Below are 25,679 nucleotides of genomic sequence, written 5' to 3' on the forward strand. Positions count from 1 at the left end.
AAAGCCATTATACCATAGCGCCGGTACGTTCCAGGAGCGCTTTCGTCTTGCGAATTCCTTCGTACTCATCGGTTGTCTGGCCTTCATATTCAATCCCGACAATACCCCGGAAACCACCGTCCTTGACAATTTTCATCATCTTCATGTAATCGACGAGCTTGTCATTTCCCTGTTCATCGAAGTCGTGCGTTTTAGCAGATATGCCTTTAGCATAGGGCAACATTTCCTTTGTGCCCTTGTAGCGGTCATAATCTTCAACACAATCGCCCCCCCACTCGGTGCCATTATCGGCCCGGCGCAGGCAGAAATTGCCGAAGTCAGGTAAGGTGCCCACGTTTTTCATGTTTACCTGCTTCATCACACTCGCCAGCCACTCGCCGTTGGACGAGTAACCCCCGTGGTTTTCAACGATCACGTTGATGTTCGAGGATTTCGCAAATTCGCCCAGCTTTCCCAGACCATCGATCGCGCTCTTCATCACATCGGCCGATGCGCCAACGCCGTGGGCATTGACCCGGATGGTTTTGCAGCCCAGATATTTAGCACACTCGACCCATTTCTTGTGGTTGTCGACCGCTTTCTGGCGTTTCGCTGCGTCGAGGTCACCTAGTCCGCCTTCGCCATCGATCATGATCAGGTGATTCGAAACGCCATTGTCTTTGCAGCGGGCCAGCAAATCGTTCAGGTAAGCCGTGTCGTTGGCTTTATCCTTGAAAAACTGGTTTACATACTCCACAATACTGATATCGAACTCTTTCTTGGCAATAGCGGGGAAGTCGAGGTTCGTGATTTTTTTGGCGAACAAGGCTTTATGCAGCGACCATTCGGCGAGCGAGATATCGAAGAACATTTTTTTCTTGGTTATTTCAGCGAAAGCTGCGGGCATAAGCGCCAGACCGGCAGCAGCTCCGGTAGCCTGTTTAATAAAGGAACGGCGATCAGTTTTCATGGGGAATAAGGAGTAGGTTTTGAGTTTATGACTTTGGAGTGCTAAACTACGAACTCAAAATCGTATATACCATAACCAATGATTTCACTCGACACCATCCAGCAGGCCCACGACCGAATCCGGCCCCATATTCATCGTACAGCTGTTCTGACAAACCGGACGATTAATGAAAAAGCCAATGCCAGTTTGTATTTCAAATGTGAAAACTTTCAGAAAATCGGGGCCTTCAAGGCACGGGGTGGTTTGAACGCCGTTTTGCAGGTGGCTGCTAACCGGGAGGGAACAGCCATAACGACCCATTCGTCGGGTAACCACGCGCAGGCAGTTGCTTTTGCGGCCCGGCAGGTAGGTATGCCCGCTTATATTGTTATGCCCCGTACCGCTCCCGAGGTTAAGAAAGCGGCCGTTCGGGGCTATGGAGCTGAGGTCATCGAGTGTGAGCCAACGCTCGAAGCCCGTGAAGCCGGGGTACGGGCGGTGATCGAGCGCACCGGGGCTGTACTGGTTCACCCGTTTGACGACGATCGTGTTATTGCCGGACAGGCCACGTCGGCCAAAGAACTGATCGAAGATTTCGGCCAGGAGTCTGGGTTCGACCTGATACTGGCTCCTGTTGGCGGGGGTGGCCTGCTGAGCGGTACAGCCCTGATCACGCATTACCTGTCGCCGGCTACCCGGGTTATTGCCGGGGAGCCGGCAGGAGCGGCCGATGCCATACTGTCTTTCCGGAGCGGGCGCGTGGAGAAAGCGCCTTTTATCGACACCATCGCCGATGGGCTCATGACCTCGCTCAGCGACCGGACGCTGGGTATCATCCGAACGCACGTGACCGATATACTGACCGTATCGGACGAAGAGATCATTGCGGCTATGCGGCTGATCTGGGAGCGGATGAAAATCATTATAGAGCCGTCCTGTGCTGTGCCGCTGGCAGTGGTGCTGAAACACCCCGACCAGTTTGCCAACCAGAAAATTGGTATCATCCTGACCGGTGGCAACGTCGATCTGGGGAAACTTCCGTTCTGATACATACTACCCATGATCACTATTCAGCCGATTACGCCGGTACAGACCTACCCGCTTCGTCATGCCGTACTTTGGCCCGACAAACCGCTCGACTACGTAAAAATCGATACTGACGACGAAGGCCATCATTATGGTGCGTTCCGGGAAGATGAGCTGGTGGCGGTCATTTCCCTGTTCGTCGATCAGAGAGACACCAGGCCGACAGAGGCACGTTTTCGGAAATTTGCCACGCGCTCCGATTGTCAGCGGACGGGGATCGGCACCCGCCTGCTCAGCCACGTCATAGCAGAAGCCCGCCGGATGAACGCCACCCGGCTCTGGTGCGACGCACGGCTCGATGCCGCCGATTTCTACAAACGGTTTGGCATGGAGCCCGTTAGCGAGGTATTCTATAAAGGGCCGATACCGTATGCCAAATTTTCGTTAACCTTGACCTGAAACTAAACCGTTGAAGCGTATGAACTCTTTTCTGTATGCGGGTCTGCTAATCAGCCTGCTGAGTATGGCCTCCGTCGTTCAGTCGAACGCCCAAACGCAGCCCGCAACGGCTGTTCCGGTGGTATCTGCTGATTCGGCCAACCTGAATGACTATTCCGGTACCTACACGTTCCCATCGGGCAGCCCGATCCAGAAGTTTACGGTCTCTGCCGACAAAGGCGAATTATACGGCGAAGCCGACACCTTTGGTAAAAACAAGCTTGTTAAACAGGCTAAGACGGACACGTATCAGTCGACCAGTTCGTATGGCTCAATCATTACGTTTGTGCGGGATACAGCCAAAAAGACAGTGACGGGGCTTACCCTGGCCGCACAGGGTTCCGAATTAGTAGCTAATAAGGAGAATCCGTAACCTGATCCTGTAAATAATGGTTATTGTAGCATGGACGACTGCGTAACAGCTGAATTCAATTTACAATACCCATTTTTTTATAGATCATACTCAACAATGAAAACGAAACCAATAGTAGTCGTCGCTCTGATCGCGATGATGGCGGCCTGTGGGCCGAAAAAAGAAGAAGGACAGACAGGGACGACCGTAGCGACAACCAGTGAAGCGGTAAATCTGCCAGCTCCGTACACGACAAAATCATCCGTTCGGTACAGTAATGTCGTAGGCTGGAGCGAGGGTAAGACGCCCCAGGCCCCCGAGGGGTTTACGGTAACTGAATATGCCCGGGATCTGACCAGCCCGCGTTGGATGTATGCTGCTCCTAACGGCGATGTTTTCGTCGCTGAAGCCAATACGGAACCTAAAACCGTCAAGAAAAAGGTAGTTTCGGCGGTATCGGGTCAAAATAAATCACAACCTTCCGGCGAAAGTGCCAATCGGATCACCCTGTTGCGTGACACCAACAAAGATGGTAAGCCGGATGTGCGGGAAACGTTTATTACAGGGCTTAATCAGCCTTTTGGCATGCTGGTGCTGGGTAATAGCTTCTATGCGGCCAATACCGATGGGTTGATGCAATACCCCTACCAGGCGGGGCAGACGAAGATCACGGCCCCCGGTAAAAAAATACTTGAACTGCCCGCAGGTGGCTACAATAACCACTGGACACGTAATTTGCTGGCTGGTCCCGACGGTAAGAAAATTTATATATCGGTAGGGTCGGGGAGTAACGTCGGCGAAAATGGAATGGAAAACGAAGTACGCCGGGCCAATATCCTCGAAGTCAATCCCGATGGTACCGGAGAACGCGTCTACGCCAGTGGGTTGCGTAACCCCGTGGGTATGGATTGGCAACCTACCACGAATACGCTGTATGCCGCCGTTAACGAACGCGACGAACTGGGCGACGACCTGGTGCCGGATTACCTGACGAGTGTAAAAGAAGGCGCTTTTTACGGGTGGCCCTATGCGTATTTTGGTCAGCATGAAGACCCTCGCCGGAAAGGTGAGCGTCTGGATCTCGTTAAAAAGACGGTCACGCCCGACGTTCCCCTGGGATCACATACAGCCTCGCTGGGTCTGGCTTTCTACGACGGAACCGCGTTCCCGGCTAAATACCGCAACGGAGCATTTATTGGTCAGCATGGTTCATGGAACCGTTCCGAGTTCTCGGGTTATAAAGTAGTCTTCGTCCCATTTGAAAACGGGAAGCCCGGCAAACCTGAGGATTTCCTGACAGGTTTTGTGGCGGGTAAAGACAAAGATGTATATGGTCGGCCGGTGGGCGTAACGGTTCTGCCTGATGGCTCGATGCTGGTAGCCGACGATGCGGCCGGGCGTATCTGGCGGATTGCAGCCAACTAACATAAGGAGTTGAAACGAGCGATGGTCACGATGAAGAAGGGTTAAGCCTCTCTCCATCGTGACCATCGCTCGTTTCAACTAACGCTTAAAACTGGTAGAATAGGCGGGCACGCAGCCCGGCTGATTTACCCTGCTGCCAATGAAAGTCTCGTGTAGCCGCAATAGCCAGCATCGGTCCTGCCTGCGCAACCCAGTGCCGATGGTGCCATTCGATCCCGGCTCCCAGCGTAAAGCTGTTGAGTAGCGCAACGGGTCGGGAAATCAAACCGGTAGTTTCTGCGAAGCCAAGGAATGGCTCGAAGTGGGTGAACGCGATCATTTCTCTGCTTTGTAAATTGAGCGTAGTACCAATGGAAGGCAATACGCTAAGCGTCTTGCTGACCGGAATCCGGTAACCCAGTGTCAAGGGTACCTGTAACCGTTCTGTATGCGTGCTAATGTCCTTGATGTTCTTAATAGGCCTTCGGTCGAGAACAGACGCGAAATCACGTCTGAAGTCCCGACGGTTGTCGTGGTTGAACTCAATTTCGTTGCGGAAGGTACCGCCTTCATAGCGGGCCATCCCCAGGCCTGCCCCCAGGGTAAAGTGACTGCCAATGAGCAGTTCACCCCGAATGTCGCCACTCAGGACCGCTTTTGTGACTTCCATACCGGCACCCAGCCGAAAGCCAAGCGCTACCTTGCTGGCTGGCTGACTTTCCGGCTCGACCCTGGTTACGGTTGGTGCTATGCCACTTACTACAGCGGTTCGGGCAGGCCGCATACGCCTGGCCCGAACAGCCAGCGCCCGGTCCCAGTCTACCCGTCCCATCGTTACCGGCCGGCTCGTTGTAAGTTCATACGTAGCTGCTGGCAGGCCCGTTGTGGCGTCTGACGGGACTTCCGGTGCTGGTTCGTCCGTTGCCCTGTTGGGGTTAGTGGTTGTACCGCTGGTAACTTGTCCATCCAGATTCAGGTCAGAACCAGCCGTCGGCCCCCGTTTTCTACGACTGGCTACGCCGTCCAGCGGTGTACTTTTGAGTGGTCTGCCCTCTTTTTCATTCAGTCGACGCGCTGAGCGACTTTTACTGACCGGCATACGGCTAGTCTCGTTCGTTACAGGCTCCGAAGGGGTGGAGAGCTTCCCGGCCTCATCGCTGACCGTTTCGGCCGTTTCTGACCGGCGGTTTGGTACACGTGCCACGTCGGGTTTAGCTGCCGGTTCGGTCGCCGTATTTTCTTTATCAGGTAATTCTGTGCTGGCTACGTCTGTATCCTGATCGGGTCGTGTTGATCGGGTAGCCCTTTTCTGTTGTTGGTCAGCTAGTGACCGGTTCTGCTCAGGAACGGGCATGTCGCGCTCGTCGCGCCTGTTCAGGGATCGCTCACCTGCCGCTGTTTGGGGTAAACGGTCGGGCACCGTTACATACCGCGTCACATAGACTGTATCGGGTTGGTTGGGTGTATTCTGGCTGCGGCTAGCCGACTCCTTGAGAGGCCCGGCTACTGCTTCCGGCTGGCCATTCGTTGCCTGGCTCCCTGGAAAAGGAAGAGCGTCGGGTGACGTTGGGAGAGGCTGCGTCGTTTGTGGCCGGGTCAGCTGACTAACCGTCTGCCGCAACTGCGCGATCTGTGACCGCTGCCATACCGCCACACTGATCAACACCACTGTACTAACGGCGGCTGCGGCCATCAGCCACGGCTGAGTCGACCAGGCGCTACCTGAAAACGGCTGGTGAGCCGTGGGCGAGCTAGACGATGGGGGCGGGGTTGCCTGCTGAAGCGAAGCCTGCATGCGTGCCCAGTCTTTCTCGCTGAAATCTGGCCGGATACTTTCCAGTTTCCGCCGGATACTATCGCTAAATCGGTCAGTTTTCATAATGTTGGATAGGAGCGGCTGAGCCGGTTTGAGGATGGAGCGGATACGCCTGTTTGATGAGTACCTGTAACTTCTGCCGGGCGCGGGCAAAGTTAGAGCGAACGGTGGCTTCGTTGTGTTCGAGCAGGCCCGCTATTTCGTGCAGGCTGTAGCCATCCACCACATGCATCATAAATACCGTTCGGAAGGTGGGAGTCAGTTGTTGAACCAGCGCGAGGATTTCTTCGGCAGCCATTTTATCGACGATGTCATCGTTAAAGGCAACCTGTTCGCCCGCATCCAGACTGGCATGCTGATCGAACCGGCTGTTTCGACGGTAGTGGCTAATGGCTGTATTGACCAGGATCGTGCGTAACCAGGCTTTGAAGGGTAACGATTCATCGTACTTTTCCATATGCTGAAAAGCCTTCAGAAACCCCTCATTCAGCACATCTTCGGCTTCTTCGACACTGGACGTGTAGCGCAGGCAAATACTTTTAGCATAGCCAAAAAACTGCTTGAACAATGTCCGTTGCGCACGTGGATCATTGACACGACAAGCCCTTATGATGCTCGGGAGATCATTGTCGGTGAAGGTAGACGTCTTTTTGAAGAACAAGGTTCAGTCAGATTTATAGGATCGCCTATAGGATAAAGCCCGTGATATAAAGGTAGTACGCATAAGAGCCGGGTAGTGTTGCACGAGGGTTTACAAACTAAATTATTTGCCGTTGCCACGTTTGCCGGATCCTGGACGTATGGTCGAAAAACGGATGTATAAGCGCCGTTTATAGCGTGTGATGAATGTACTGTTATTAGGTGATGAACACAGCTGTGGATATGGGTTGCCAGGACGGCAACTTAGTTATGCGGGCCATTTTATAAAACACTTATGCCGTACGGGCCGATCTGTTACAGTTGACGCGTATGCCCATCTAACCGTATGGGAGACAGCCGCCCTGCTGGCCCGACTACCCTTAAGCCGCTATGACCTGATCGTGCTGCAACTGGGTCCTGATCTGATGGCCCGGAAGTATCTGGGTGCCGGGCTATCCCACAACGGTATGGCAACAAGACCGTCAATCCTGAAAGGACCCGGGTTGAGTCGCAACCTTGGGCGTACGGTGCAGCTACACCGGATCAAACAGACGGTCCGCACACTTGCAGACATCGCACTTTCAGTTATGCCCGGACTTGGCGGTCCCCGGGGATTGACAAAATTGTTGGCGATGCTGCGGCCCTTTCGCCATAATGTGTTGCTCATGAGCCCATTTCCCCGCCGTACCCTGCTGGGCCAATGGTCAAGCCTTCGCGCTCGTTCGGTGTTGCGGAGAAGAGAGATAAGCCAGACGTTCAGTGTGTTCGATACACAGGCCATTGTTGAGCCAAGGGACGAGTATTTTCTAACGGGCGACCCGGATCACCTCAACGCTGTCAGCCATGAGCTTTTAGGCAGGGCTCTGTTCGACTTCTATCAATCGGCACCTACTATCGTTACTGTCCAGACCACTAACCGAAACTGACCTTATATCGACTAAATCATTTACTTGTACCGGTCAAAATTTTTAACTTTTTCAATTGATTTGCCATGAAGAAACAACTTATGATGGGTTTGCTGGCAGCGACTTTGCTGACGGCCTGTGACAAGAACAGTACAGTGCAGCCAGACGATCAAACCACGGCTTCGGCGCGGGGTGCTGCAGTCGATGGATTTGGCAAGGGCACTATAATCACCCAGGACAAATTGCCGCAGACGGTACTCGATTACCTGACCAAAACCTACGCCGGTTACACGTTCGTACAGGGTGTACAGGGAACGGATCGGGCTGGGGCTACATTTTACGCGGTTGTGATTGAACAGGGCGGGGTTCGGTACCACCTGCATTTCGACGCCAGTGGTGTTCTTCAACCGGGTCGGGGCGGTAAGGGTGGCCCTGGTCATAAAGAAGCCAATGAAACAACGATTACGCAGGATAAACTGCCACAGACTATTCTGGACTACCTGACCACTACCTATTCGGGGTACACCTTTGGCATGGCCGAGCAAGGGGCCGATTCGGCAGGAGTCGTGCTGTATTATGAAGTGACGATCACCCAGAACGCTACCATAATTCACCTTAATTTTGACGCAACGGGTAAATTGCTGGAGCGTAAAGGGGGCAAGGGCGGTCCGGGTGGGCATGGTCCTAAGGGGGCGGCTACCTCCATTACGCAGGATAAGTTACTGCAACCCACACGCGATTACCTGACTGCCAATTATGCCGGGTATACCTTCGTGCGGGCTGAACAGGTTACAACCCGCGACGCAGTGACCATCTATGCCGTTTTGATCACGCAGGGCGACACTCCTTATTTCCTTTTGTTCGATGCCAACGGGGCCTTCGTCAGCGTTCGAACCAAGAAGTAGGGTAGTAAATAATGAACAATGGTCCGACAGCGCAAGCAGTCGGACCATTGTTGTTTTTTGTTCTGGGGCCGACCTTAGCCCATCACGGCGATCATATCCAGTATTTTTTCGGCTAACCGACGATCACCGCCAAAATGCAGGTAGGGTAGTGCGTCCAAACGACCAATTCCCTTTGTGAACAGGCGCCAGGCAATTTTTTCATCGATACTAACCGATGCCGTTGGGACTATTTCACGGGACTGACCCGTCAATAGCCAGGCATCGAATTGGCGAAGTAACTGCCAGACGCCACCCCCTTCGCCTGAAACGGTAACCTGAACAACGGAACCCGTCGGGGCGGCAGTATGGCGGTAGGTGTGGGGTAAGGCGCGCATGAACGTATCGAGTAGCGGGTAATGGAAAGGCTGACTCAATAAGTCGCCCGGCCGATCGACCGCCAGCCGGATCTGTTGCTGGTGGTGCCACCGCTCTGTGTATTCACGGGCTATGTCGAACCAGTTCTCGGACGTTTCGTCACCCGCCCAGCCTACGGAGAAAGTTGCGGTTTCATGCGGTGGAAGCTGGCAGAATGCTTCGTAAACCTGCCGCCCGCTTTGTTCCAGCAGGTCGATCAGCAGGTTCGGGCTTAAGCGTCTGGTGGCTTTGACCCACTCTGCATTCAGTTGATTCAAATGGTTCACCAAATCCTGGTAGGATTCGATGACCGGCTTCTCGGGTGACTCATAGCCATCCCGGTTGATGGCAATCCGGCGAAAGTTTCCGTCCAGCAGGTGAGCCGTAATGTCCTTTACGGACCAGCCCCGGCAAACTGTCGGACGCTGCCAATCAGCGGCCGACAGACTACGCAACAACTCGATCAGGCGTTGATCGAGCAACGGGAAAAGCTCCGTCAGGTAAATAGGCGTAGGGAGCATGACAGGCAAAGGCTATTAAACCCGAACTTCCATCTCCTCAGGCTTTGTGGTATCACCTGTCGGTCTGCCTTCGGGCTGTGGCAGGGGGCGCTGGTGTTGCCCTTCATCACCCGGCTCAACGTCTTTCCGGCGCGTCATATACGTGTAAATGACTGGCACTACATAGAGCGTCAGGACGAGCGAGAACAGCAAACCACCTACGATCACGATACCCAGCGGAACCCGGCTCTTCGACGCTGAACCCAGGGCCAAAGCGAGGGGGAGGGCACCAAAGGCAGCCACCAGCGTTGTCATCAGAATCGGGCGCAGGCGAAGGGCGGCCGATTCGGTGGCCGCTTCGAACTTGTTCTTACCTGTCAGCCGCTGTTCATTCGCGAACTCAACAATCAGGATACCGTTCTTGGTGACCAGTCCAACCAGCATAATGATGCCGATTTGGCTGAAAATGTTCAGCGTCTGGTTAAACATCCAGAGGGAGAATACTGCACCCGCCAGCGCCAGAGGAACCGTTATCATGATGATTAACGGGTCGATGAACGAGTCGAACTGGGCAGCCAGAATCAGGTAAACCAGTATCAGTGCCAGACCAAACGCAAAAAGGGTGTTCGATGAACTCTCGGCATAGTCACGGGAAGGCCCGGAGAGTGCCGTCTGGAAAGTCTGGTCGAGCGTACGTTGAGCAATGGCCTGCATGGCGGCAACACCGTCGCCAACCGTTTTTCCTGGAGCCAGACCCGCCGACACCGTCGCCGACTTAAACCGGTTGTAGTGGTAGACCTGCGGGGGGCTGCTTACTTCCTGGAAATTCACCAGATTGTCTAACTGAATCAGTTCTCCCTCGCTGCTGCGCACGTAGAACGAACCGAGGTCTACCGGTGCATCCCGGTCATCCCGGTCAACCTGCCCAATCACCTGATACTGCTTGCCATTCATCAGGAAGTAAGCCAGCCGTCGGTTACTGAGCGCCAGCTGCAGCGTCTGCGCGACATCCTGCACCGACACGCCGAGGTTGGTTGCCTTCTCCCGGTCGATACTGATGTTCAGTTCCGGTTTGTTAAATTTCAGATCGACATCCGAGTTCTGGAAGGTGGGGTCTTTCTGTACTTCATCCAGGAAGGCAGGTAGTTTCTCCCGAAGTTTCTCAAAGTTCAGGTTCTGAATAACGAACTGTACAGGTAAGCCACCACCCCGGCCAACCTGAATCGTCTGATCCTGGGTAGGAAACATCCGGGCCTCAGTAAACTTCTTCAGGTTTTTGGTCAGGTAGTCGACGATTTCCTGCTGCGACCGTTTCCGTTCGGAGGGGTCGCTCATGTTGACGATAACGAAGGAGGAGTTTACGGCACCGGCACCCGAAAAGCCGGGGGCTACCACACTAAAGGCCAGACGCGTTTCAGGAACAGAATCAAGAATCATCTGCATCACCCGGTCGGTTGTGTTCGCCTGCGATTCGAAGCTGGTACCCTCCGGCGAGGTGATCACGATCCGGGTACGGCCCCGGTCTTCGAGTGGAGCCAACTCAGATTTTAGCAACGACCCCAGCCCGAAAATCATTGCCAGACAGGCAACGATCATGACGAGTGCCCAACCTCGTTTGGCCACAAACTTATTGAGCGAGCTTCGGTACGAATCATCGAGCCATTGAAAGAAGGGCTCCGTTTTCTTGTAGAACCACGATTTTTTGTGCGGGTCCTTACTCGTCATCTTAACGCTCAATACGGGTGTCAAGGTCAGTGAAACGAAAGCCGATATCAATACGGCTCCTGCAACGACAATGCCGAACTCCCGGAACAGACGACCAACAAACCCTTCCAGAAAAATAATGGGCAGGAACACGACCGCCAGCGTAATACTGGTAGCCAGCACAGCAAAGAAAATCTCGTTGGAGCCTTCTTTAGCTGCCTGTGTAGGCTCCATACCTGCTTCAACCTTCTTGAAGATGTTTTCGGTAACGACAATACCATCATCCACAACCAGACCCGTGGCCAGTACGATGGCCAACAGGGTCAGCACATTGATGCTGAAGTCGGCCACATACATGATAAAGAACCCGCCAATGAGCGATACCGGAATATCGATCAGCGGTCGGAAGGCGATCAGCCAGTTTCGGAAGAAGAAATAGATCACCAGAACGACCAGTACGAACGATATCAGCAGGGTTTCGCCTACTTCTTCAATCGCCCGGCGAATAAAGATACTGCGGTCGATACCAATACTGACGATAATATCCTTTGGCAGGTCTTTCTTGAGCTGATCGAACCGTTTGTAAAATTCATCGGCTATGCTGACATAGTTGGCTCCGGGCTGCGGTATCAGGACCAGAATAACGCCCACCGCCCCATTCTGTTTCGAGATCGTTTCTTCGTTTTCAGCACCCAGGGTTGCGTAGCCAATGTCCTTAAATCGGATGATCTGGCTATTGGTCTGACGTAGAATCAGGTTGTTAAAATCTTCTTCTGTTGTTAAACGTCCTACCGCCTTAACCGTTAGCTCGGTCGTATTACCGTATACTTTACCGCCCGGCAGCTCGACGTTTTGTGCCGTCAGAGCGGTTTGAATATCCTGGGTTGTCAGGCGGTAGGCCGACAGTTTGATCGGGTCGATCCAGAGACGCATGGCCTGCCGTTTCAACCCATAGATCGTTGCCTGGCTTACCCCTGGAATCGTCTGGAGACGCTCCTGCAAAACGTTCTCCGCATAGTCCGACAACTGCGTAGGGTTACGGGTCGTGCTCTGGACGGTCATGAAAATGATCGGTTCGGAGTTGGCATCCGCTTTGGTCACGACCGGAGGAGCGTCGATATCCTGCGGAAGTTGCCGCTGCGCCTGAGCTACCTTATCCCGCACGTCGTTGGCCGCCTGCTCCAGATTGGCATCGAGGTTGAACTCGACGGTAATCGTGCTCGCGCCCAGCGAACTGTTCGACGTAATCGTCCGGATACCCTCGATGCTGTTCAGCGATTTCTCGATGGGTTCGGTAATCTGCGACTCGATAATGTCGGGGTTAGCACCCGTGTAGTTGGTCCGCACCGAAATAACCGGTGGGTCAATGGCCGGGTACTCACGAACACCGAGGAAGGTGAAACCGATGATCCCGAAGAGAACGATGACGATCGACATCACCATCGCAAAAACGGGCCGGTTGAGACTTAATTCGGGTAGGCTCATTGTGTTGACGGATTGTAAAAAGGTAACGTTGTAGAATTATAGCGTTCAGGTACACTCCAGCTCGTTGTAGTATTCACCAAGCGACTGGAACAGGGCTACGTTTTAGTTGGCCGTGGCTACTTTAGGATTGCTGTTAGGCAGTGTTATAACGCGCCCTATTTTTACCGCTGCGTCAGGTTTGAGAAATAACAATCCCGTTGTTGCCACAGTATCTCCTTCGGCTACACCCGAAAGAATTTGAATGGAACCTGCTGTGCGGAGGCCGGTCTTCACATCCTTGAAAACAGCTTTTCCATTTTTAACGAGGATGACCTGATTCGTACGGGTTTGCGGAATAACCGCCTGCGTAGGCACCACCAGACTTTGTTCGTTTTGAATGGTCAGCGTTACCCGGGCAAACGTACCCGGTCTGAACTTGGCCGTTGTGTTATTGATGCGCGCCCGGATGCGCAGGTTACGGGTTTGCTCTTCCACACCCGGCTCAATGGCGTAAACAACGCCTTGACTCGGTTGACTGGAGCCATCGACTAAAAACGAAATTTTGCTGCCGTTTCGTACCGATTGCCCGTACTTTTCGGGTATTGAGAAATCGAGCTTCAGTGACGTAATCTGCTGTAGACGAGCAATCAGCGTACTCGGCGATACAACAGCTCCGTTGCTGACGTTGCGCAGCCCGATAACACCGGAGAAGGGAGCCCGAATTTCGGTTCGTTGGAGGTTGGCTTTCACCAGTTCAATGTCGGCCAGCGATGAGCGCAGGTTCGTTGTTACAATGTCATACTCCTGTTGACTGATACCACCACGTTCCAGCAGTTGCTTATTCCGATCTTCTGTGCGCCGGGCATTATCGGCCTGGGCCTGTAATTTCTGCAACTGAGCCCGCAGGTCGGCGTCGAACAGTTTGACCAGTAACGCACCTTTCGTTACGGGTTGCCCTTCCTGGATGTTGAGTTGCGTAATACGCGCCGATATCTCGGGGTAGATATCTACCTGTTCGGCGGCCAACAGCGAACCGCTGGACACAATGTCTTCTCTAAGCCGCTGGGTTTCCACAACGAAGCCGTTAACCGAAAGGGTTTGTCCTTTCGTTGCACCGGGAGGGCCACCTTTGCCACCGCCCCCTTTTTCTCCACCACCGGGACCAGCGCCGGGAGCCGGATGTAATACCTTATTATACACAATAATCCCGCCGAGTACCAGGACGACGAGGCCGATAGCAATCCATCTTTTCACAGTGTAACGTTTTGCAGGGAGGAACTTGATTTTAACGGCATGACGCCCGTTATTGTTTGTTAACCCGCAAAGCTATGACCGTTACCGCGTATATCAATCAACAAAGGACCAATCATCGACTAATTTTACGCGGGTTGCGCAAAATGATTCTGCAATCGGATACTGATTTGCAGGTATAAATTAACTGGAAGATTCCTTTTGGCAGTATAAAGAAAGGTAACGGCTCTACTTGCATACAGTCCGCACGGAGCCGCTAGCCACGAACCTGACGTTTGTCGATAGCACCGAATGGCGCAACCAGGCGGGTTTGCCAGAAAACCAGGACCGCAAACTAGCTAAGTCAGCCCGTATCCGGCGTGTTGGATCGCCGGGCAAAAATGCCATACGGACTTATTGGCAGGAAGCGTTAATCCTGATTATGTATAGGAGCGCCAAGTGATGCATATAAAAGATGCCGGACAAACCCAATGAGTTTGCCGGGGTGTGTATGTTGTCCGGCAGGAATTGGCCCGAAGTCAGTAAGCGAGGGCAGATTCTGCATGAAGAACGTTTGGTAATGGATCGTCTCGATCAGAGAACTGGCCAGCGACCGGGCGTAGGGATAATCAGGCCGAAGCTCCAGAATGATTCCTGCAATGCGCGCACACAAATCTTTATAAGGCTTAAAAAGATGCTGTCGGTTGTCTTCGGTAACGTGGTGGGTTAAATAAGCCTTGCTGGACTCCCGAATCACAATGCTGTGTAGCGCCTTCAGGTCCAGATCGTCGGTCATGGATTGATCCAGATCCTTCAGCAACAGCAGATTCAGCAGTCGTTCCAGCTTTTCATGTGGATCGGTGAGGTTATTGGTTCTGAAGACAAGCTGAAAATCAATCCATTGCCAATACCAGGCCACCAAATACACCAGTAGTCGGTGTTTGTTTTCGAAATACCGGTAGATGCTGGCTTCTTTCGTCCCCATGCGTTCGGCTAGTTTTCTAAAGGTGGCATCTTCAAAACCAACCTCATCGAATAGCAGGATGCTTTGGCGAATGATCCGTCGGCCTAAGTCAGATCCATCCGGGTCGCGAAGAAAAAGCCGCTCATTCATGCGGACGTGTACGGAGTATTCCATTAATCCTGTGTGCTAACCGTTCGGGTAAAATTTTCTGCAAGGTAAAAACACTTTCAGATATAAAAGTTAAGTTTGCATTAAAGATAGTAAAGCTATCGAATATACTAGTACTTATTATGGCTACAGTAGCAGTTGAAGCACCACCACCATCGCCGTTACGGCGGTTGATTCGACTTTTGGGCAACGAGAAAAAGGATATCGGTTATATTTACCTGTATGCTATCATGACTGGCCTGATAAGCCTGTCGCTACCCCTGGGTATCCAGGCTGTATTTAATCTGGTGTCGGGCGGGCTTGTATTCAGTTCTATTTATGTGATGATCGGGTTGGTCATAGCGGGTGTGTTGATCGCGGGTTTGCTCCTTGTCGGACAGACAGTTCTGGTTGAAGTATTACAGCAGCGGATCTTTGCGAAAGCTGCTTTTGAATTTGCTTACCGCCTGCCCCGTATACAGCCCGAGAGCTTTGGCAATTATTACCCGCCCGAATTGATGAACCGGTTCTTCGACGTGCTGACGCTTCAGAAAGGGTTACCCAAGTTGCTGATCGATCTGACAGCCGCTTCGGTACAGATTATTTTAGGGATCATCCTGCTGTCGTTTTACCACCCGGTTTTTCTGGCGTTTGGCTTGTTTACACTGATAGCCATTGTTGCACTGGTTTTGATAAGCGGTCCGAAGGGACTGCGTACCAGCCTGAGTGAGTCGAAAGATAAATACAAGGTAGTAGCCTGGCTGGAAGATATTGCCCGGGACCTGCCCTCGTTCCGGCATCGCGACGATCAGGTCGAGACTATCGATCATATGGACGGGCTGGTGGCTACCTATCTGGAGCATCGGCAGCAGCATTTTGGTGTGCTGAAACAGATTCTGTACTACGGGGTGGCGTTTAAAATGGCCGTCACCGGGGGGCTGCTCATTATCGGGACGGTGCTGGTTGTCGGACGCGATATGACACTAGGGCAATTTGTGGCGGCTGAACTCGTAATAGTTCTGATAACGAGCTCAGTTGATAAGCTTATGTCAGGCATCGATACCGTATTTGACCTGCTGACAGCTGTTGAAAAAATTGGGACTGTTACCGACTTACCCATGGTGAATGATTAGCCATACTTTGCGTTAAGCATGTATCGCACAGTATTCACCACTCATCATTATACCTTATGCTTAACCTGTCCAATCAGCGTGTAGATGAAGCGCTGTTTGATAAATACCCGCTCCGGACATTACGGACGCTGAAGCAACCGAATAACGGCCAAAAAATGGGCCGTTGGATGCTCTTTCTGTTACTTTTCTGTATTAGTATTCTGTTTTTACCGTGGCAGCAGAATATAAACGGCGAGGGTACCGTAACGGCGCTTACCCCACAGGACCGCCCACAAACGGTACAGAACGCCATTCCCGGCCGGATCGAGCGCTGGAACGTGCGCGAAGGGCAGCTGGTGCAAAAAGGCGATACGCTGCTGGTTATCTCCGATATTAAAGACGAGTATTTCGACCCGAAGCTGCAACAGCGGCTGGGCGAACAACTGACAGCCAAGCAGGGAAGTCTGACGGCTACCGACGCCAAGCTGAAAGCCCTCGACAACCAACTGAGGGCGCTGGAAACAGGCGTCCGCGTAAAACTGGAGTCGGCGCGCAATAAAGTTCGTCAAAGTCAATTCAAGGTACTCAGCGACAGTGCCGATCTGGTAGCTGTTCAGCGGAACTACCGGATTGCTGTCGATCGGCTGGAGCGCTTCGAGAAGGGGTACAAAAACGGGCTGTTCTCGCTGACCGATCTTGAAACCCGCCGACTCAAATTGCAGGAGGATGTGGCTAAAGTGGTGGCTCAGGAGAACAAACTCAATGTGTCCCGCCAAGAGCTTATCAACTCCCGGCTCGATCTGGGCTCGATCCAGGCCGACTACGAGGAGAAAGCAGCTAAAACGTTTTCCGACCGCAGTTCGGCGGTGTCGTACCGGACCGAAGCCGATGGTGAAATTGCAAAGCTTCGTAATAAAATCAGCAGCGTCACTGTACGTCAGGGTCTTTATGTAGTACGCGCCCCGCAGTCCGGTTATGTTGTTCGGTCGTTAAAGGCGGGGATAGGGGAGACGATCAAAGAGGGCGAATCCATTGTGACACTGCAACCCGAAAGTCCGCAGATAGCCGTCGATCTGGCTGTCCGGGCCATGGACGTACCGCTGATTCAGCGGGGTCGCACGGTACGAATTGAATTCGATGGGTGGCCTGCCGTGCAGTTCTCCGGCTGGCCGCTGGTAGCGGTTGGTACCTTTGGGGGCGAGGTAGCCGTGATTGATGCGGTAAGTAATACCAACGGTAGCTATCGCCTGCTGGTGACGCCCAAGCCAACCAAAGGTGACCAACCCTGGCCAAAACAACTACGGGTAGGGTCACGTGCCTATGGTTGGGTAATGCTTGATAATGTACCAATCTGGTATGAACTCTGGCGGCAGTTGAATGGCTTCCCACCGAGCCTGCAACAGGAGCCATCGGATGAAAAAGGAGCAAAAAAATGAAAGGATTGATTTTTGGTACCTGGTGTCTGATGCTGAGTACTCCGATTCGCGCAGTTCCGGCTTTTCAGGAATCGGCAACCGACGTATCGATCAGGGTAGAAGCCGCTCAGGTTCCTGACACCACCGTATTTCCGGCATCGGTGTTTTTTGAGCTGATTCGTCAGCATCATCCCCTGGTAAAACAGGCAAATCTCTTCGGCGAAGAGGCCCGGCAGGTGCTGGTGCAGGCGCGGGGTGCTTTCGACCCTAAACTGGTATCCTATTACGATCGAAAGGAGTTCGGTCGGGATCTGTATTTCGATCACTGGCAGAACAAACTGGCGGTGCCGATCTGGCTGGGGGGTATTGACCTGAACGTTTCGTATGACCGGAACAGCACCCGTGGTCGGTATATTAACCCCGAAGAACGGACGCCTGAGTCGGGCCTGACCGGTGTTGGGCTGAGTGTACCCGTTGGGCAGGGATTGCTGATCGATGCCCGGCGGAATGCAGTTCGGCAAGCCCGGCTGTCGCAGAATCTGGCAGAAGCTGACCGTATGAAGCTGGTTAACAAAACCCTGTTCGACGCAGCAAAAACGTATTGGGAGTGGTTCTTTGCCCACCAGCAACGGCGACTCATTACCGAAGGCTATGACCTGGCCGACCGGCGCTTTCAGGCGCTGCGCGAACGTGCCTTGCTGGGTGATGCGGCTACCATCGACACAACCGAAGCCCTCATTACGGTGCAGGACCGGCTTGTTCAGCGCCAGCAAGCCGAAGTTGATGAGCAAAACGCCCGACTTCGCGTCAACACCTTTTTATGGAACACCGCCAGCCAGCCGGTAGAACTGCCGGCAACGGCACTGCCCCAGCAACCCTCGCTCACCGCACCCGGCGATACCCTGCTACAGCGTCTGCTCGATTGGGCAAACCAGCAGCATCCCGACCTGCTTAAACTGGCGGTCAAAACCCAGCAGCTTACGCTCGAAGAACGCTTCCGGCGGGCTATGATTCAGCCGCAGGTGATGCTCAATGCCAGTTTGCTCAGCGAAACCCCCAACCCGGATATCCGTTACAGCTGGAATAGCTATTATTCATTTCGCCCGCAGAACTACAAGGTCAGTATGGACCTGGTATTTCCGCTGTTTCTGCGAAAGGAGCGGGGCAAGTTGCGGGAAGTGCAGGTCAAAAATCAGCAGGTGCAGCTGGAGCAGCTGCAAACGGGCCGCGACATCACCAACACGGTGCAGTCGGCCTATAACCAGCTCCAGACCCTGGCCCGGCAAGTGGCCGTTCAGCAGCAGACGATTCAGAATCAACAGCTGCTGCTACAGGCTGAGCAACAGAAATTCGAGTTGGGCGAAAGCTCTTTATTCCTGATCAATGCCCGCGAGACGAAACTGATCGATTTGCAGGTGAAAGGGGAGGAGTTGAAAACAAAATACCAGAAAGCGATAGCTGAGCTTTACTTCGTTGCCGGAACGAACGGGCAGGCTGATCGTTAAGCTGGTTACGATTCCAGTACTACCAGCAATTCGCTGATCATCATAGCTGTAGCCCCCCAGACACGGTATTCCTGAATCTGGTAATAGGGGGCGTCTACCAAGGTGCCGCGAACTTCTACCTGACTGTCGCCCACGATGGTTTCGTCCAGCAGTGTATTGAGTTCAACTTCAACAACGGCTTCTACCTCGCGTGGGTCGGGGTAAAAATCCGGTCGGTAAGGGAGAATGCCAACTACCGGTTGTACGTAGAAATTACTGGGTGGGATGAACAGCTCTGTCAGTAGGCCCAGCACCTTCACGTCCGAGACCCGAATGCCTACTTCTTCCTGCGTTTCGCGCAGGGCGGTTCGGGTCAGGTTTTCGTCGATGCGTTCCATACGTCCACCCGGAAAGGCCATCTGTCCTGCATGAACCCCATCGTACTGCGGCCTGAGAATGAGCGGCAGGTATATGGAGTTCTGGTAGGGGTAAAAGCAGATCAGCACAGCACTCCGGCGTGTTCGCTCGTTGGGTTTGATGCCAAGCCGGTAGCGCGACGCAGCCGCCATTTTGCTATGGGCCACCTCGCCCGGTAGGGGTTGCTGTAACCGGCGACGCAGGTCTTCGGTGAATGTATGGAACGAAGTGTCGATCATAAATAACATCCTTTGTAAGTAAGTGGCGGTCGACTGCGCGTTTAACCGGCTCATCAGGCTGGTTTACCGAAGCCCCCGGCCTCCTGCCTTGTATAATTTCGCCAATTCATCAGCGCAACGCTCCCCATCCATTGCGGCCGAGACGATGCCTCCCGCGTACCCCGCGCCTTCCCCACACGGAAACAGCCGCTGTACCTCCACATGTTCGCAGGTGTCGCGGTGCCGCGGAATCCGAACGGGCGAGGAGGTTCGGCTTTCGATACCAATCAACTGTCCGTCGTTACTCAGGTAGCCCCGCATTTTTTTGCCAAAGTCACGCAAACCCTGCCGTAATGGCTGTGCAATGTGATCGGGCAACACGTCATACATGTCTACCGAAGCCAGGCCCGGCTGGTAGGATGTTGGCAGCAACGTATCCGAAATACGCCCGTCGACAAAGTCGGCCACACGCTGGGCCGGTGCTGTTTGCGACGAAAGGGTATCGGTTCCGCCACCAGCCCGGCAAGCCCAGCGTTCGAGTTCCTGCTGGAGGGCTAACCCCGCCAGTGGACCTTCGTCGGCATATGGGCGGAGGTCGTTATCGGTAATGGCAACGACCAGCCCCGAGTTGGCATATTTCGAGTCCCGGCGCGAGGGCGACATTCCGTTGACAACCAACTCGCCGGGCGACGTGGCGGCCGGAACGATGAAGCCGCCCGGACACATACAAAACGAAAACACCCCCCGTTCTACCCCGTTAAAACGTGTTTGTGTTACCAAACTGTAGGACGCAGCCGGCAAGTAGTCTCCGCGATCAGGGCGGTGATACTGGAACTGATCGATCAGAGACTGCTGATGCTCAATGCGAACGCCCATGGCAAACGGCTTGGCTTCGATGGTCACATTGCGGTCGTGGAGCAGATGAAAAATATCCCGGGCCGAGTGTCCCGTCGCCAGAATAACGCCGATACCGGCCACTTCCTCGGGCTGCGCATCCGGGCCGGCGCTGGTGATAACGCCCCGGATTTCTTTCTTTTCCAGGATGAGATCGATCACCTTAGTATTGAACCGGACTTCACCGCCGGCCTCCAGAATACTGGCCCGCATGTCGGCTACGACCTGAGGAAGTTTATTGGTGCCGATGTGCGGGTGGGCGTCGACCAGGATCTCATCGGTCGCTCCGTGCGCTACGAATATCTCCAGAATCCGCCGGACATCGCCCCGTTTGGTTGATCGCGTATAGAGCTTCCCGTCGGAGTAGGTCCCTGCCCCGCCTTCGCCAAAACAGTAGTTCGATTCAGGGTTAACGATATGGTCTTTGTTGATAGCCGCCAAATCCCGCCGACGGGCCCGCACGTCGGAACCGCGTTCCAGAATGATGGGTTTGATGCCCAGTTCGATCAGCCGAAGGGCGGCAAACATGCCCGCCGGTCCGGCACCGACGATAATGGCCTGTGGTGCCCGGCTGACATCAACCTGTGGTTTTTTATACTGAAGAAGTGCTGGCGGTTGTTCGCCCACAAACACGTCGGCGTCGACATGGACGCGAATTTGTCGTCCCCGCGCATCGACCGATTGCCGACGTTTGCGCACAACGGCGGTGCTGTCGGTGGGGAGGTGCAGCGAGCGTAACGCCTGTTCCCGAAAAGCTGCGTCGTCATACGCCAGTTCGGGGGGTAGGGTTACCGAAAGTTGATGGATCATAGTCAGTTGATGGCCGGGTATTTATCCTGGCAACGTAGCGCGAAATTACTAAAAAAGCCTGCTGGTTGAGTAACAGGCGGACCTTGGTTTGGGTTCGCAGCGGAAGCTGTCTACAGGCGTCCTATGATCGTATTTACCAACCGACCCGTCAAAAGAACGAATCCTGCCAACAACGCACCCGGTTTTGGGTTAACCTGATATGCAAGCCGTAACCACAACTCCGCCCCGTGTAAAGGTCGACACCTTTGAGTCACCTGATTTTTACTGCCTCGACGATCTGCTTACTGCCGAACACAAGCTCGTGCGGTCGGCGGTGCGCGATTTTGTGAAGCGCGAGATTACGCCCATCGTGGAAGAGTATGCCCAGCGGGCAGCTTTCCCGGCGCACCTTGTGGCTAAGTTCGGACAGATTGGTGCATTTGGCTCAACGATACCGGTGGACTACGGTGGTGGGGGCCTTGATCAGATCAGTTATGGACTGATGACCCAGGAAATTGAACGGGGCGATTCGGGGATGCGATCGTGCGTGTCGGTCCAGAACTCGCTGGTCATGTACCCAATCTATACGTTTGGGTCGGAAGAGCAGAAGCAACGGTTTTTGCCCCGTTTAGCTAAAGGGGAATTACTGGGCTGTTTTGGCCTCACGGAAGCCAGTCACGGGTCTGACCCCGGATCGATGGAAACCAACTTCATCGAACGAAGTGACTACTTCCTGCTGAACGGCTCCAAACTCTGGATCACGAATGGCCCTATCGCCGACATCGCTATTGTATGGGCAAAGAATGACCAAGGTAAAATACGTGGTCTGATTGTTGAACGGGGTATGGAGGGCTTCACCACCAACGTGATCGAGAATAAATGGTCGCTGCGGGTCAGTACTACCGGTGAATTGGTGTTTCAGGATGTTCGGGTTCCCAAAGAGAACCTGCTGCCCGAAGCTTTTGGGCTGAAGAGTGCGCTGAAGTGTCTCGACCAGGCCCGTTATGGCATCGCCTGGGGTGCGCTGGGAGCCGCCATGGAATGTTATGATGTGGCCCGACGCTATGCGCTGGAGCGTGTTCAGTTCAGTAAACCGATTGCCAGTTTTCAACTGGTCCAGAAAAAGCTGGCCGAAATGCTCACTGATATTACGCAGGCCCAACTACTGTGCTGGCGGCTCGGAATGATCAAAAACGAAGATAAAGCCACCACCGCGCAAATATCCCTGGCCAAGCGGAACAACATTGAGATGGCGTTACGCATTGCCCGCGAGGCTCGTCAGATTTTAGGCGCAATGGGCATTACAGGCGACTATCCTGTGATGCGTCACCTGATGAACCTCGAATCGGTGAGTACCTATGAGGGTACGCACGATATTCATCTACTGATTCTGGGAGCAGAAATCACGGGTATACCGGCGTATAAGTAGGAGTCGTAAGTCGTAGAAGTCATAAGTCGTAGAAGTCGTAAGTGGCTGACGCGAAAGCAACGAGCCTGCGTCAGCCACTTACGACTTCTACGACTTACGACTTCTACGACTTATGACTTCTACGACTTATGACTTCTACGACTTCTTCCCACTTACAGCCGTTTGATTACGAAGTTGATCAGCTGCTTCACCCGGTCGGTATAGGGCGGATAGAGGAATTTCATGGTGCCGAAGCTACGCTCCATGACGCCCCGCTGGTTGGATAACTCCTGAAAGCTGAAAAAGCCATTCGACTTGCCGATGCCGCTGTTGTTGACCCCACCGAAGGGTAGCTCGACATTGCCGAACTGAAGCATCACATCGTTAATGATCGTGTCCCCGGCAGAAGTACGGGCCAGGATGTAATCGATGTTCTGGCGGTTGCGGCTATGAATATACAGCGCGAGTGGTTTCTCTTTTCCATTGATGAGTGCCAGCGCTTCGTCGGGCGTTGAAAAGGTAACCACAGGTAACACCGGGCCAAAAATCTCTTCCTGCATGATGCGCATGCCGTCGGTAACTCCCTCCAGGACGGTTGGCTCGATGAAGTTCTGGCTGTCGTTCAGGGTTCCGCCCATGGTTATACGGGCACCTTGCTCCACCGCGTTGTCGAGCAGAGACCGGACACGCTCGAAGTGCCGGTTGTTCACGATCCGGGCGTAACTGTCAGAGGCTTCTACGCCCTGTCCGTCTGCATTGTACATGCGCGTTACCACCCGCCGGAACTCGGCCAGAAACGGTTCTTTCACCGACTGGTGAATGAGTACATAATCGGGTGCTATGCAGGTCTGACCATTGTTGAGGTATTTTCCCCAGGCGATCTGTTCGGCGGCCGTTTTGAGGTTAGCCGTTTCATCGACGATGGAAGGCGACTTGCCGCCCAGTTCGAGCGTCACCGATGTCAGATGCTTTGCGGCTGCGGCCATGACAAGCTTACCGACGGCGGGGCTCCCCGTGAAAAAAACATGATTAAAGGGCAATTCGAGCAGTGCCTGCGATAAGACCGCGTCGCCTTCAAAAATGGCAACCTCCTCAATGGGAAATAACTCTCCGATCATCCGGCTCATGAACCGTGCTGTGTTGGGAGCCATCTCCGAGGGCTTGACTACACACACGTTGCCAGCCGCGATAGCCGATACCAGGGGCTTCATGATCAGGGCGAATGGGTAATTCCAGGCTGAGAATATAAGCACGTTGCCTTTAGGCTCATGCCGGATAGACGAGCGCATACCTACCATACTCAGTGGGGTGGGCAGCTTCTGCGGGCGCATCCATCGTTTCAGGTTTTTGATGATGTGCTTGATTTCCGCGTTGACAGCCATCAGCTCCCCCAAACCAACCTCGGCTGTGGGTTTGCGAAAGTCATCGAACATGGCTTTTTCCAGGTCAGACTGGTGGCTCAGCATCCAGGTTTGAATACGGCGGATCCGCTCGATCCGCTGGCTGGCCGTCGTCAGTGCCATCAAAGGGGCAAACTGACGCTGTTTCGTGAAGACTGCCTTCAAATCGCTGTTAAGGTCGGTTTCGGTAAGGGTCGTATGCATAGGTGGGTAACTGAGATTCGATTCGAACAAACGCATCGGTTAAAAGTACAAAAAAAAGGGCTTAAAGGCTGAGGTTGGCATTTAAAACAGGATTCGGCTATATTAGCTGAAACTTTAGTAAACCTAAACCGGATGACACTCGTCAGCGAAAACATCCGCTACCTACGCAAACTCAATGGGTTGACGCAGGAGCAGTTCTCCCGAAAAATAAACATAAAGCGTTCGTTGTTAGGAGCCTACGAAGAAGGTCGTGCCAATCCGAATCAGCAAAATATACAAGCAATTGCTAAAGCGTTCAACACCACAATTGAGCTGCTGACCCGCCAGGATCTACGAAAACTGCGCGAAACGCCCAATCTTAGTATTCCGCTGGGGCAGCCAGCCAAAGCCCCTGACGTCCGAATCCGGCATGAGCACGCCGATGGACCAACTATCCGGTCCGATGGTAAAATTGTTATGGATGACGATGATCAGGACGACCCGTTTCAGCACCCTGACTTCCCCGATATATTTGCTCAGCCGAAGGCTCCTCAGCCGGAGCCGCAACCGCTGGCGTCGGTACTGAACAAATACTACCGGACACAGGATGAAATGCAGGAGGCTCCGCCCAGCGCTCCCCGGTCTGTTCCCGTTCCACCCGTTATTCGGTCGCCGGAGCGACCTGGCAACACGGCCTTTCAGGCTGTTCAGTCGAACTCGCCCGTCGACCGGCTGTTTGGTCAGCAACCGGAGCGGGAGAACAGGGCCTCACCAGCGGTAAGCCGACCCGCTGATAACCGACCGGCCGGACCGAGGGGTGTAGCGCCGATGACATTCAATAACGTGTATGAAGGCAGGAGCGAGGTGGCTCACACGAACACACCCGCGCAGTCGATGGCCCCGGCGATTCCGGTGGTTATGGAGACTCAGTTCGGTGAGTATAGCCAACGCCACCAACAGGCCGAATTTCTGCACCGACTCCCGGCCATGCAACTGCCTCTGCTACCCCATGGACACTACCGGGCTTTTGAAGCAGGTGACGATTTTTCGTTTCCGGGTGCGTTGCTGATTGGTCAGTTTGTACGCAACTGGTTCGACATTGCCGACGGGAAATTGTACGTACTGTTACTCCATAATACAGGAATCTGCTGTCGACGGATCTACAACCAGGTCAAAATAAAAGGTACGCTGTTACTCACCGCCGATCGGGCCGATATCCCAAACCGGGAAGTATCCCTTAAAGACGTGCTGGAAGTTTGGGAAGTGAGCGCCTTTGTAAGCCAGCAGTTGCCTCCGCCTGCGCCCAATACCGACCGTCTGCGCCAACTGGTTGATGAACTGCGCTTTGAGGTTGAGCGAATTTAAGTGGTATCCATTGCCTGGCTGGGTCGACCTATCGTGTCGACCCGGCTTTTTTACAGGCCGCTATATCAATCTTTGCATTTTTTTTAGTGATCCTATAAAACTCTATTGATCTAATGGAG

General features: G+C 53.6%; 22 protein-coding genes. 12 read left to right on the top strand and 10 right to left on the bottom strand.

The genetic code is table 11. The features are described 5' to 3' along the window. Positions 1–7 precede the first annotated feature (7 nt). Positions 8–949, bottom strand: coding sequence for a sugar phosphate isomerase/epimerase family protein (locus tag FH603_RS00520; RefSeq protein ID WP_186734951.1), 942 nt, complete (start codon positions 947–949; stop codon positions 8–10). Positions 950–1,027: 78 nt separating this feature from the next. Here FH603_RS00520 and FH603_RS00525 point away from each other — a divergent pair, with 78 nt between their 5' ends. The 4 genes from FH603_RS00525 to FH603_RS00540 all read left to right on the top strand — a co-directional run bounded on the left by FH603_RS00525 (position 1,028) and on the right by FH603_RS00540 (position 4,229). Next, positions 1,028–1,975 (top strand): threonine ammonia-lyase, encoded by a 948-nt coding sequence (locus tag FH603_RS00525; protein ID WP_186734953.1) that lies wholly within the window; start codon positions 1,028–1,030, stop codon positions 1,973–1,975. A gap of 12 nt (positions 1,976–1,987) precedes the next feature. Then, positions 1,988–2,413 carry a GNAT family N-acetyltransferase gene (locus FH603_RS00530; protein WP_186734955.1) on the top strand — a complete coding sequence of 142 codons (426 nt, stop codon included), beginning with the start codon at positions 1,988–1,990 and terminating at the stop codon, positions 2,411–2,413. Positions 2,414–2,432: 19 nt separating this feature from the next. Further along, positions 2,433–2,825: a DUF3471 domain-containing protein gene (locus FH603_RS00535; protein WP_186734957.1), complete on the top strand. Its 393-nt coding sequence runs from the start codon at positions 2,433–2,435 to the stop codon at positions 2,823–2,825. Positions 2,826–2,921: 96 nt separating this feature from the next. Further along, entirely contained in the window at positions 2,922–4,229 is a 1,308-nt protein-coding gene (locus FH603_RS00540; RefSeq protein ID WP_186734959.1) for a PQQ-dependent sugar dehydrogenase, read from the top strand. An 85-nt stretch (positions 4,230–4,314) separates the two neighbouring features. Here the strand turns inward: FH603_RS00540 and FH603_RS00545 are convergent, their stop codons facing one another. Both FH603_RS00545 and FH603_RS00550 read right to left on the bottom strand, forming a co-directional pair. Further along, positions 4,315–6,087, bottom strand: a complete 1,773-nt coding sequence (locus tag FH603_RS00545; RefSeq protein ID WP_186734961.1) for a hypothetical protein — start codon at positions 6,085–6,087, stop codon at positions 4,315–4,317. Beyond that, a complete protein-coding gene (locus tag FH603_RS00550; protein ID WP_186734963.1) occupies positions 6,077–6,685 on the bottom strand; it encodes an RNA polymerase sigma factor in 609 nt (202 codons plus the stop codon). Before FH603_RS00550 ends, FH603_RS00545 begins: the two co-directional genes overlap by 11 nt. A 181-nt stretch (positions 6,686–6,866) precedes the next feature. Between FH603_RS00550 and FH603_RS00555 the strand changes: the two genes are divergently transcribed. Then, on the top strand, positions 6,867–7,589 hold the full coding sequence (locus tag FH603_RS00555; RefSeq protein ID WP_186734965.1) for an SGNH/GDSL hydrolase family protein: 723 nt from the start codon (positions 6,867–6,869) through the stop codon (positions 7,587–7,589). A gap of 65 nt (positions 7,590–7,654) precedes the next feature. Next, positions 7,655–8,473, top strand: a complete 819-nt coding sequence (locus FH603_RS00560) for a PepSY-like domain-containing protein (RefSeq protein ID WP_186734967.1) — start codon at positions 7,655–7,657, stop codon at positions 8,471–8,473. Positions 8,474–8,547: 74 nt separating this feature from the next. Here the strand turns inward: FH603_RS00560 and FH603_RS00565 are convergent, their stop codons facing one another. The 3 genes from FH603_RS00565 to FH603_RS00575 form a co-directional block, all read right to left on the bottom strand. Then, positions 8,548–9,387, bottom strand: coding sequence for a maleylpyruvate isomerase N-terminal domain-containing protein (locus tag FH603_RS00565; protein WP_186734969.1), 840 nt, complete (start codon positions 9,385–9,387; stop codon positions 8,548–8,550). A 15-nt stretch (positions 9,388–9,402) separates the two neighbouring features. Next, positions 9,403–12,555: an efflux RND transporter permease subunit gene (locus FH603_RS00570; RefSeq protein WP_186734971.1), complete on the bottom strand. Its 3,153-nt coding sequence runs from the start codon at positions 12,553–12,555 to the stop codon at positions 9,403–9,405. 102 nt (positions 12,556–12,657) lie between these two features. Further along, the gene (locus FH603_RS00575) at positions 12,658–13,788 is read right to left on the bottom strand and encodes an efflux RND transporter periplasmic adaptor subunit (RefSeq protein WP_186734973.1); all 1,131 of its coding nucleotides are present in this window, start codon (positions 13,786–13,788) and stop codon (positions 12,658–12,660) included. Positions 13,789–14,017: 229 nt separating this feature from the next. Here FH603_RS00575 and FH603_RS00580 point away from each other — a divergent pair, with 229 nt between their 5' ends. Further along, positions 14,018–14,227, top strand: a complete 210-nt coding sequence (locus FH603_RS00580; protein WP_186734975.1) for a hypothetical protein — start codon at positions 14,018–14,020, stop codon at positions 14,225–14,227. Here the strand turns inward: FH603_RS00580 and FH603_RS00585 are convergent. Next, complete coding sequence (locus FH603_RS00585) at positions 14,195–14,902, bottom strand: TetR/AcrR family transcriptional regulator (protein WP_186734977.1); 708 nt, start codon at positions 14,900–14,902, stop codon at positions 14,195–14,197. The two genes, FH603_RS00580 and FH603_RS00585, sit on opposite strands and share 33 nt — an antisense overlap. A 116-nt stretch (positions 14,903–15,018) precedes the next feature. Here FH603_RS00585 and FH603_RS00590 point away from each other — a divergent pair, with 116 nt between their 5' ends. The 3 genes from FH603_RS00590 to FH603_RS00600 are packed head-to-tail and all read left to right on the top strand — an operon-like array spanning position 15,019 to position 18,907. Continuing rightward, the gene (locus FH603_RS00590; protein ID WP_186734979.1) at positions 15,019–16,008 is read left to right on the top strand and encodes an ABC transporter transmembrane domain-containing protein; all 990 of its coding nucleotides are present in this window, start codon (positions 15,019–15,021) and stop codon (positions 16,006–16,008) included. 56 nt (positions 16,009–16,064) lie between these two features. Further along, complete coding sequence (locus FH603_RS00595) at positions 16,065–17,423, top strand: HlyD family secretion protein (protein ID WP_186734981.1); 1,359 nt, start codon at positions 16,065–16,067, stop codon at positions 17,421–17,423. Beyond that, entirely contained in the window at positions 17,420–18,907 is a 1,488-nt protein-coding gene (locus tag FH603_RS00600; RefSeq protein ID WP_235985300.1) for a TolC family protein, read from the top strand. The genes FH603_RS00595 and FH603_RS00600 overlap by 4 nt, the downstream gene beginning before the upstream one ends. A 5-nt stretch (positions 18,908–18,912) precedes the next feature. On the opposite strand, the gene FH603_RS00605 is transcribed toward FH603_RS00600, so the two are convergent. After that, positions 18,913–19,542 carry an NUDIX hydrolase gene (locus FH603_RS00605; protein ID WP_186734983.1) on the bottom strand — a complete coding sequence of 210 codons (630 nt, stop codon included), beginning with the start codon at positions 19,540–19,542 and terminating at the stop codon, positions 18,913–18,915. Between the two features lie 63 nt (positions 19,543–19,605). Continuing rightward, on the bottom strand, positions 19,606–21,225 hold the full coding sequence (locus FH603_RS00610; protein WP_186734985.1) for an NAD(P)/FAD-dependent oxidoreductase: 1,620 nt from the start codon (positions 21,223–21,225) through the stop codon (positions 19,606–19,608). 199 nt (positions 21,226–21,424) lie between these two features. Here FH603_RS00610 and FH603_RS00615 point away from each other — a divergent pair, with 199 nt between their 5' ends. Next, positions 21,425–22,633, top strand: a complete 1,209-nt coding sequence (locus FH603_RS00615) for an acyl-CoA dehydrogenase family protein (protein ID WP_186734987.1) — start codon at positions 21,425–21,427, stop codon at positions 22,631–22,633. 152 nt (positions 22,634–22,785) lie between these two features. Here FH603_RS00615 and FH603_RS00620 read toward each other — a convergent pair whose 3' ends face one another. Next, on the bottom strand, positions 22,786–24,216 hold the full coding sequence (locus FH603_RS00620) for an aldehyde dehydrogenase family protein (protein ID WP_186734989.1): 1,431 nt from the start codon (positions 24,214–24,216) through the stop codon (positions 22,786–22,788). 132 nt (positions 24,217–24,348) lie between these two features. On the opposite strand from FH603_RS00620, the gene FH603_RS00625 reads away from it, so the two are divergent. Continuing rightward, positions 24,349–25,560 (top strand): helix-turn-helix domain-containing protein, encoded by a 1,212-nt coding sequence (locus tag FH603_RS00625; RefSeq protein ID WP_186734991.1) that lies wholly within the window; start codon positions 24,349–24,351, stop codon positions 25,558–25,560. The last annotated feature ends 119 nt before the right edge of the window (positions 25,561–25,679 follow it).

This window comes from Spirosoma utsteinense (assembly GCF_014282275.1).
Classification (GTDB): Bacteria; Bacteroidota; Bacteroidia; order Cytophagales; family Spirosomataceae; genus Spirosoma; species Spirosoma utsteinense.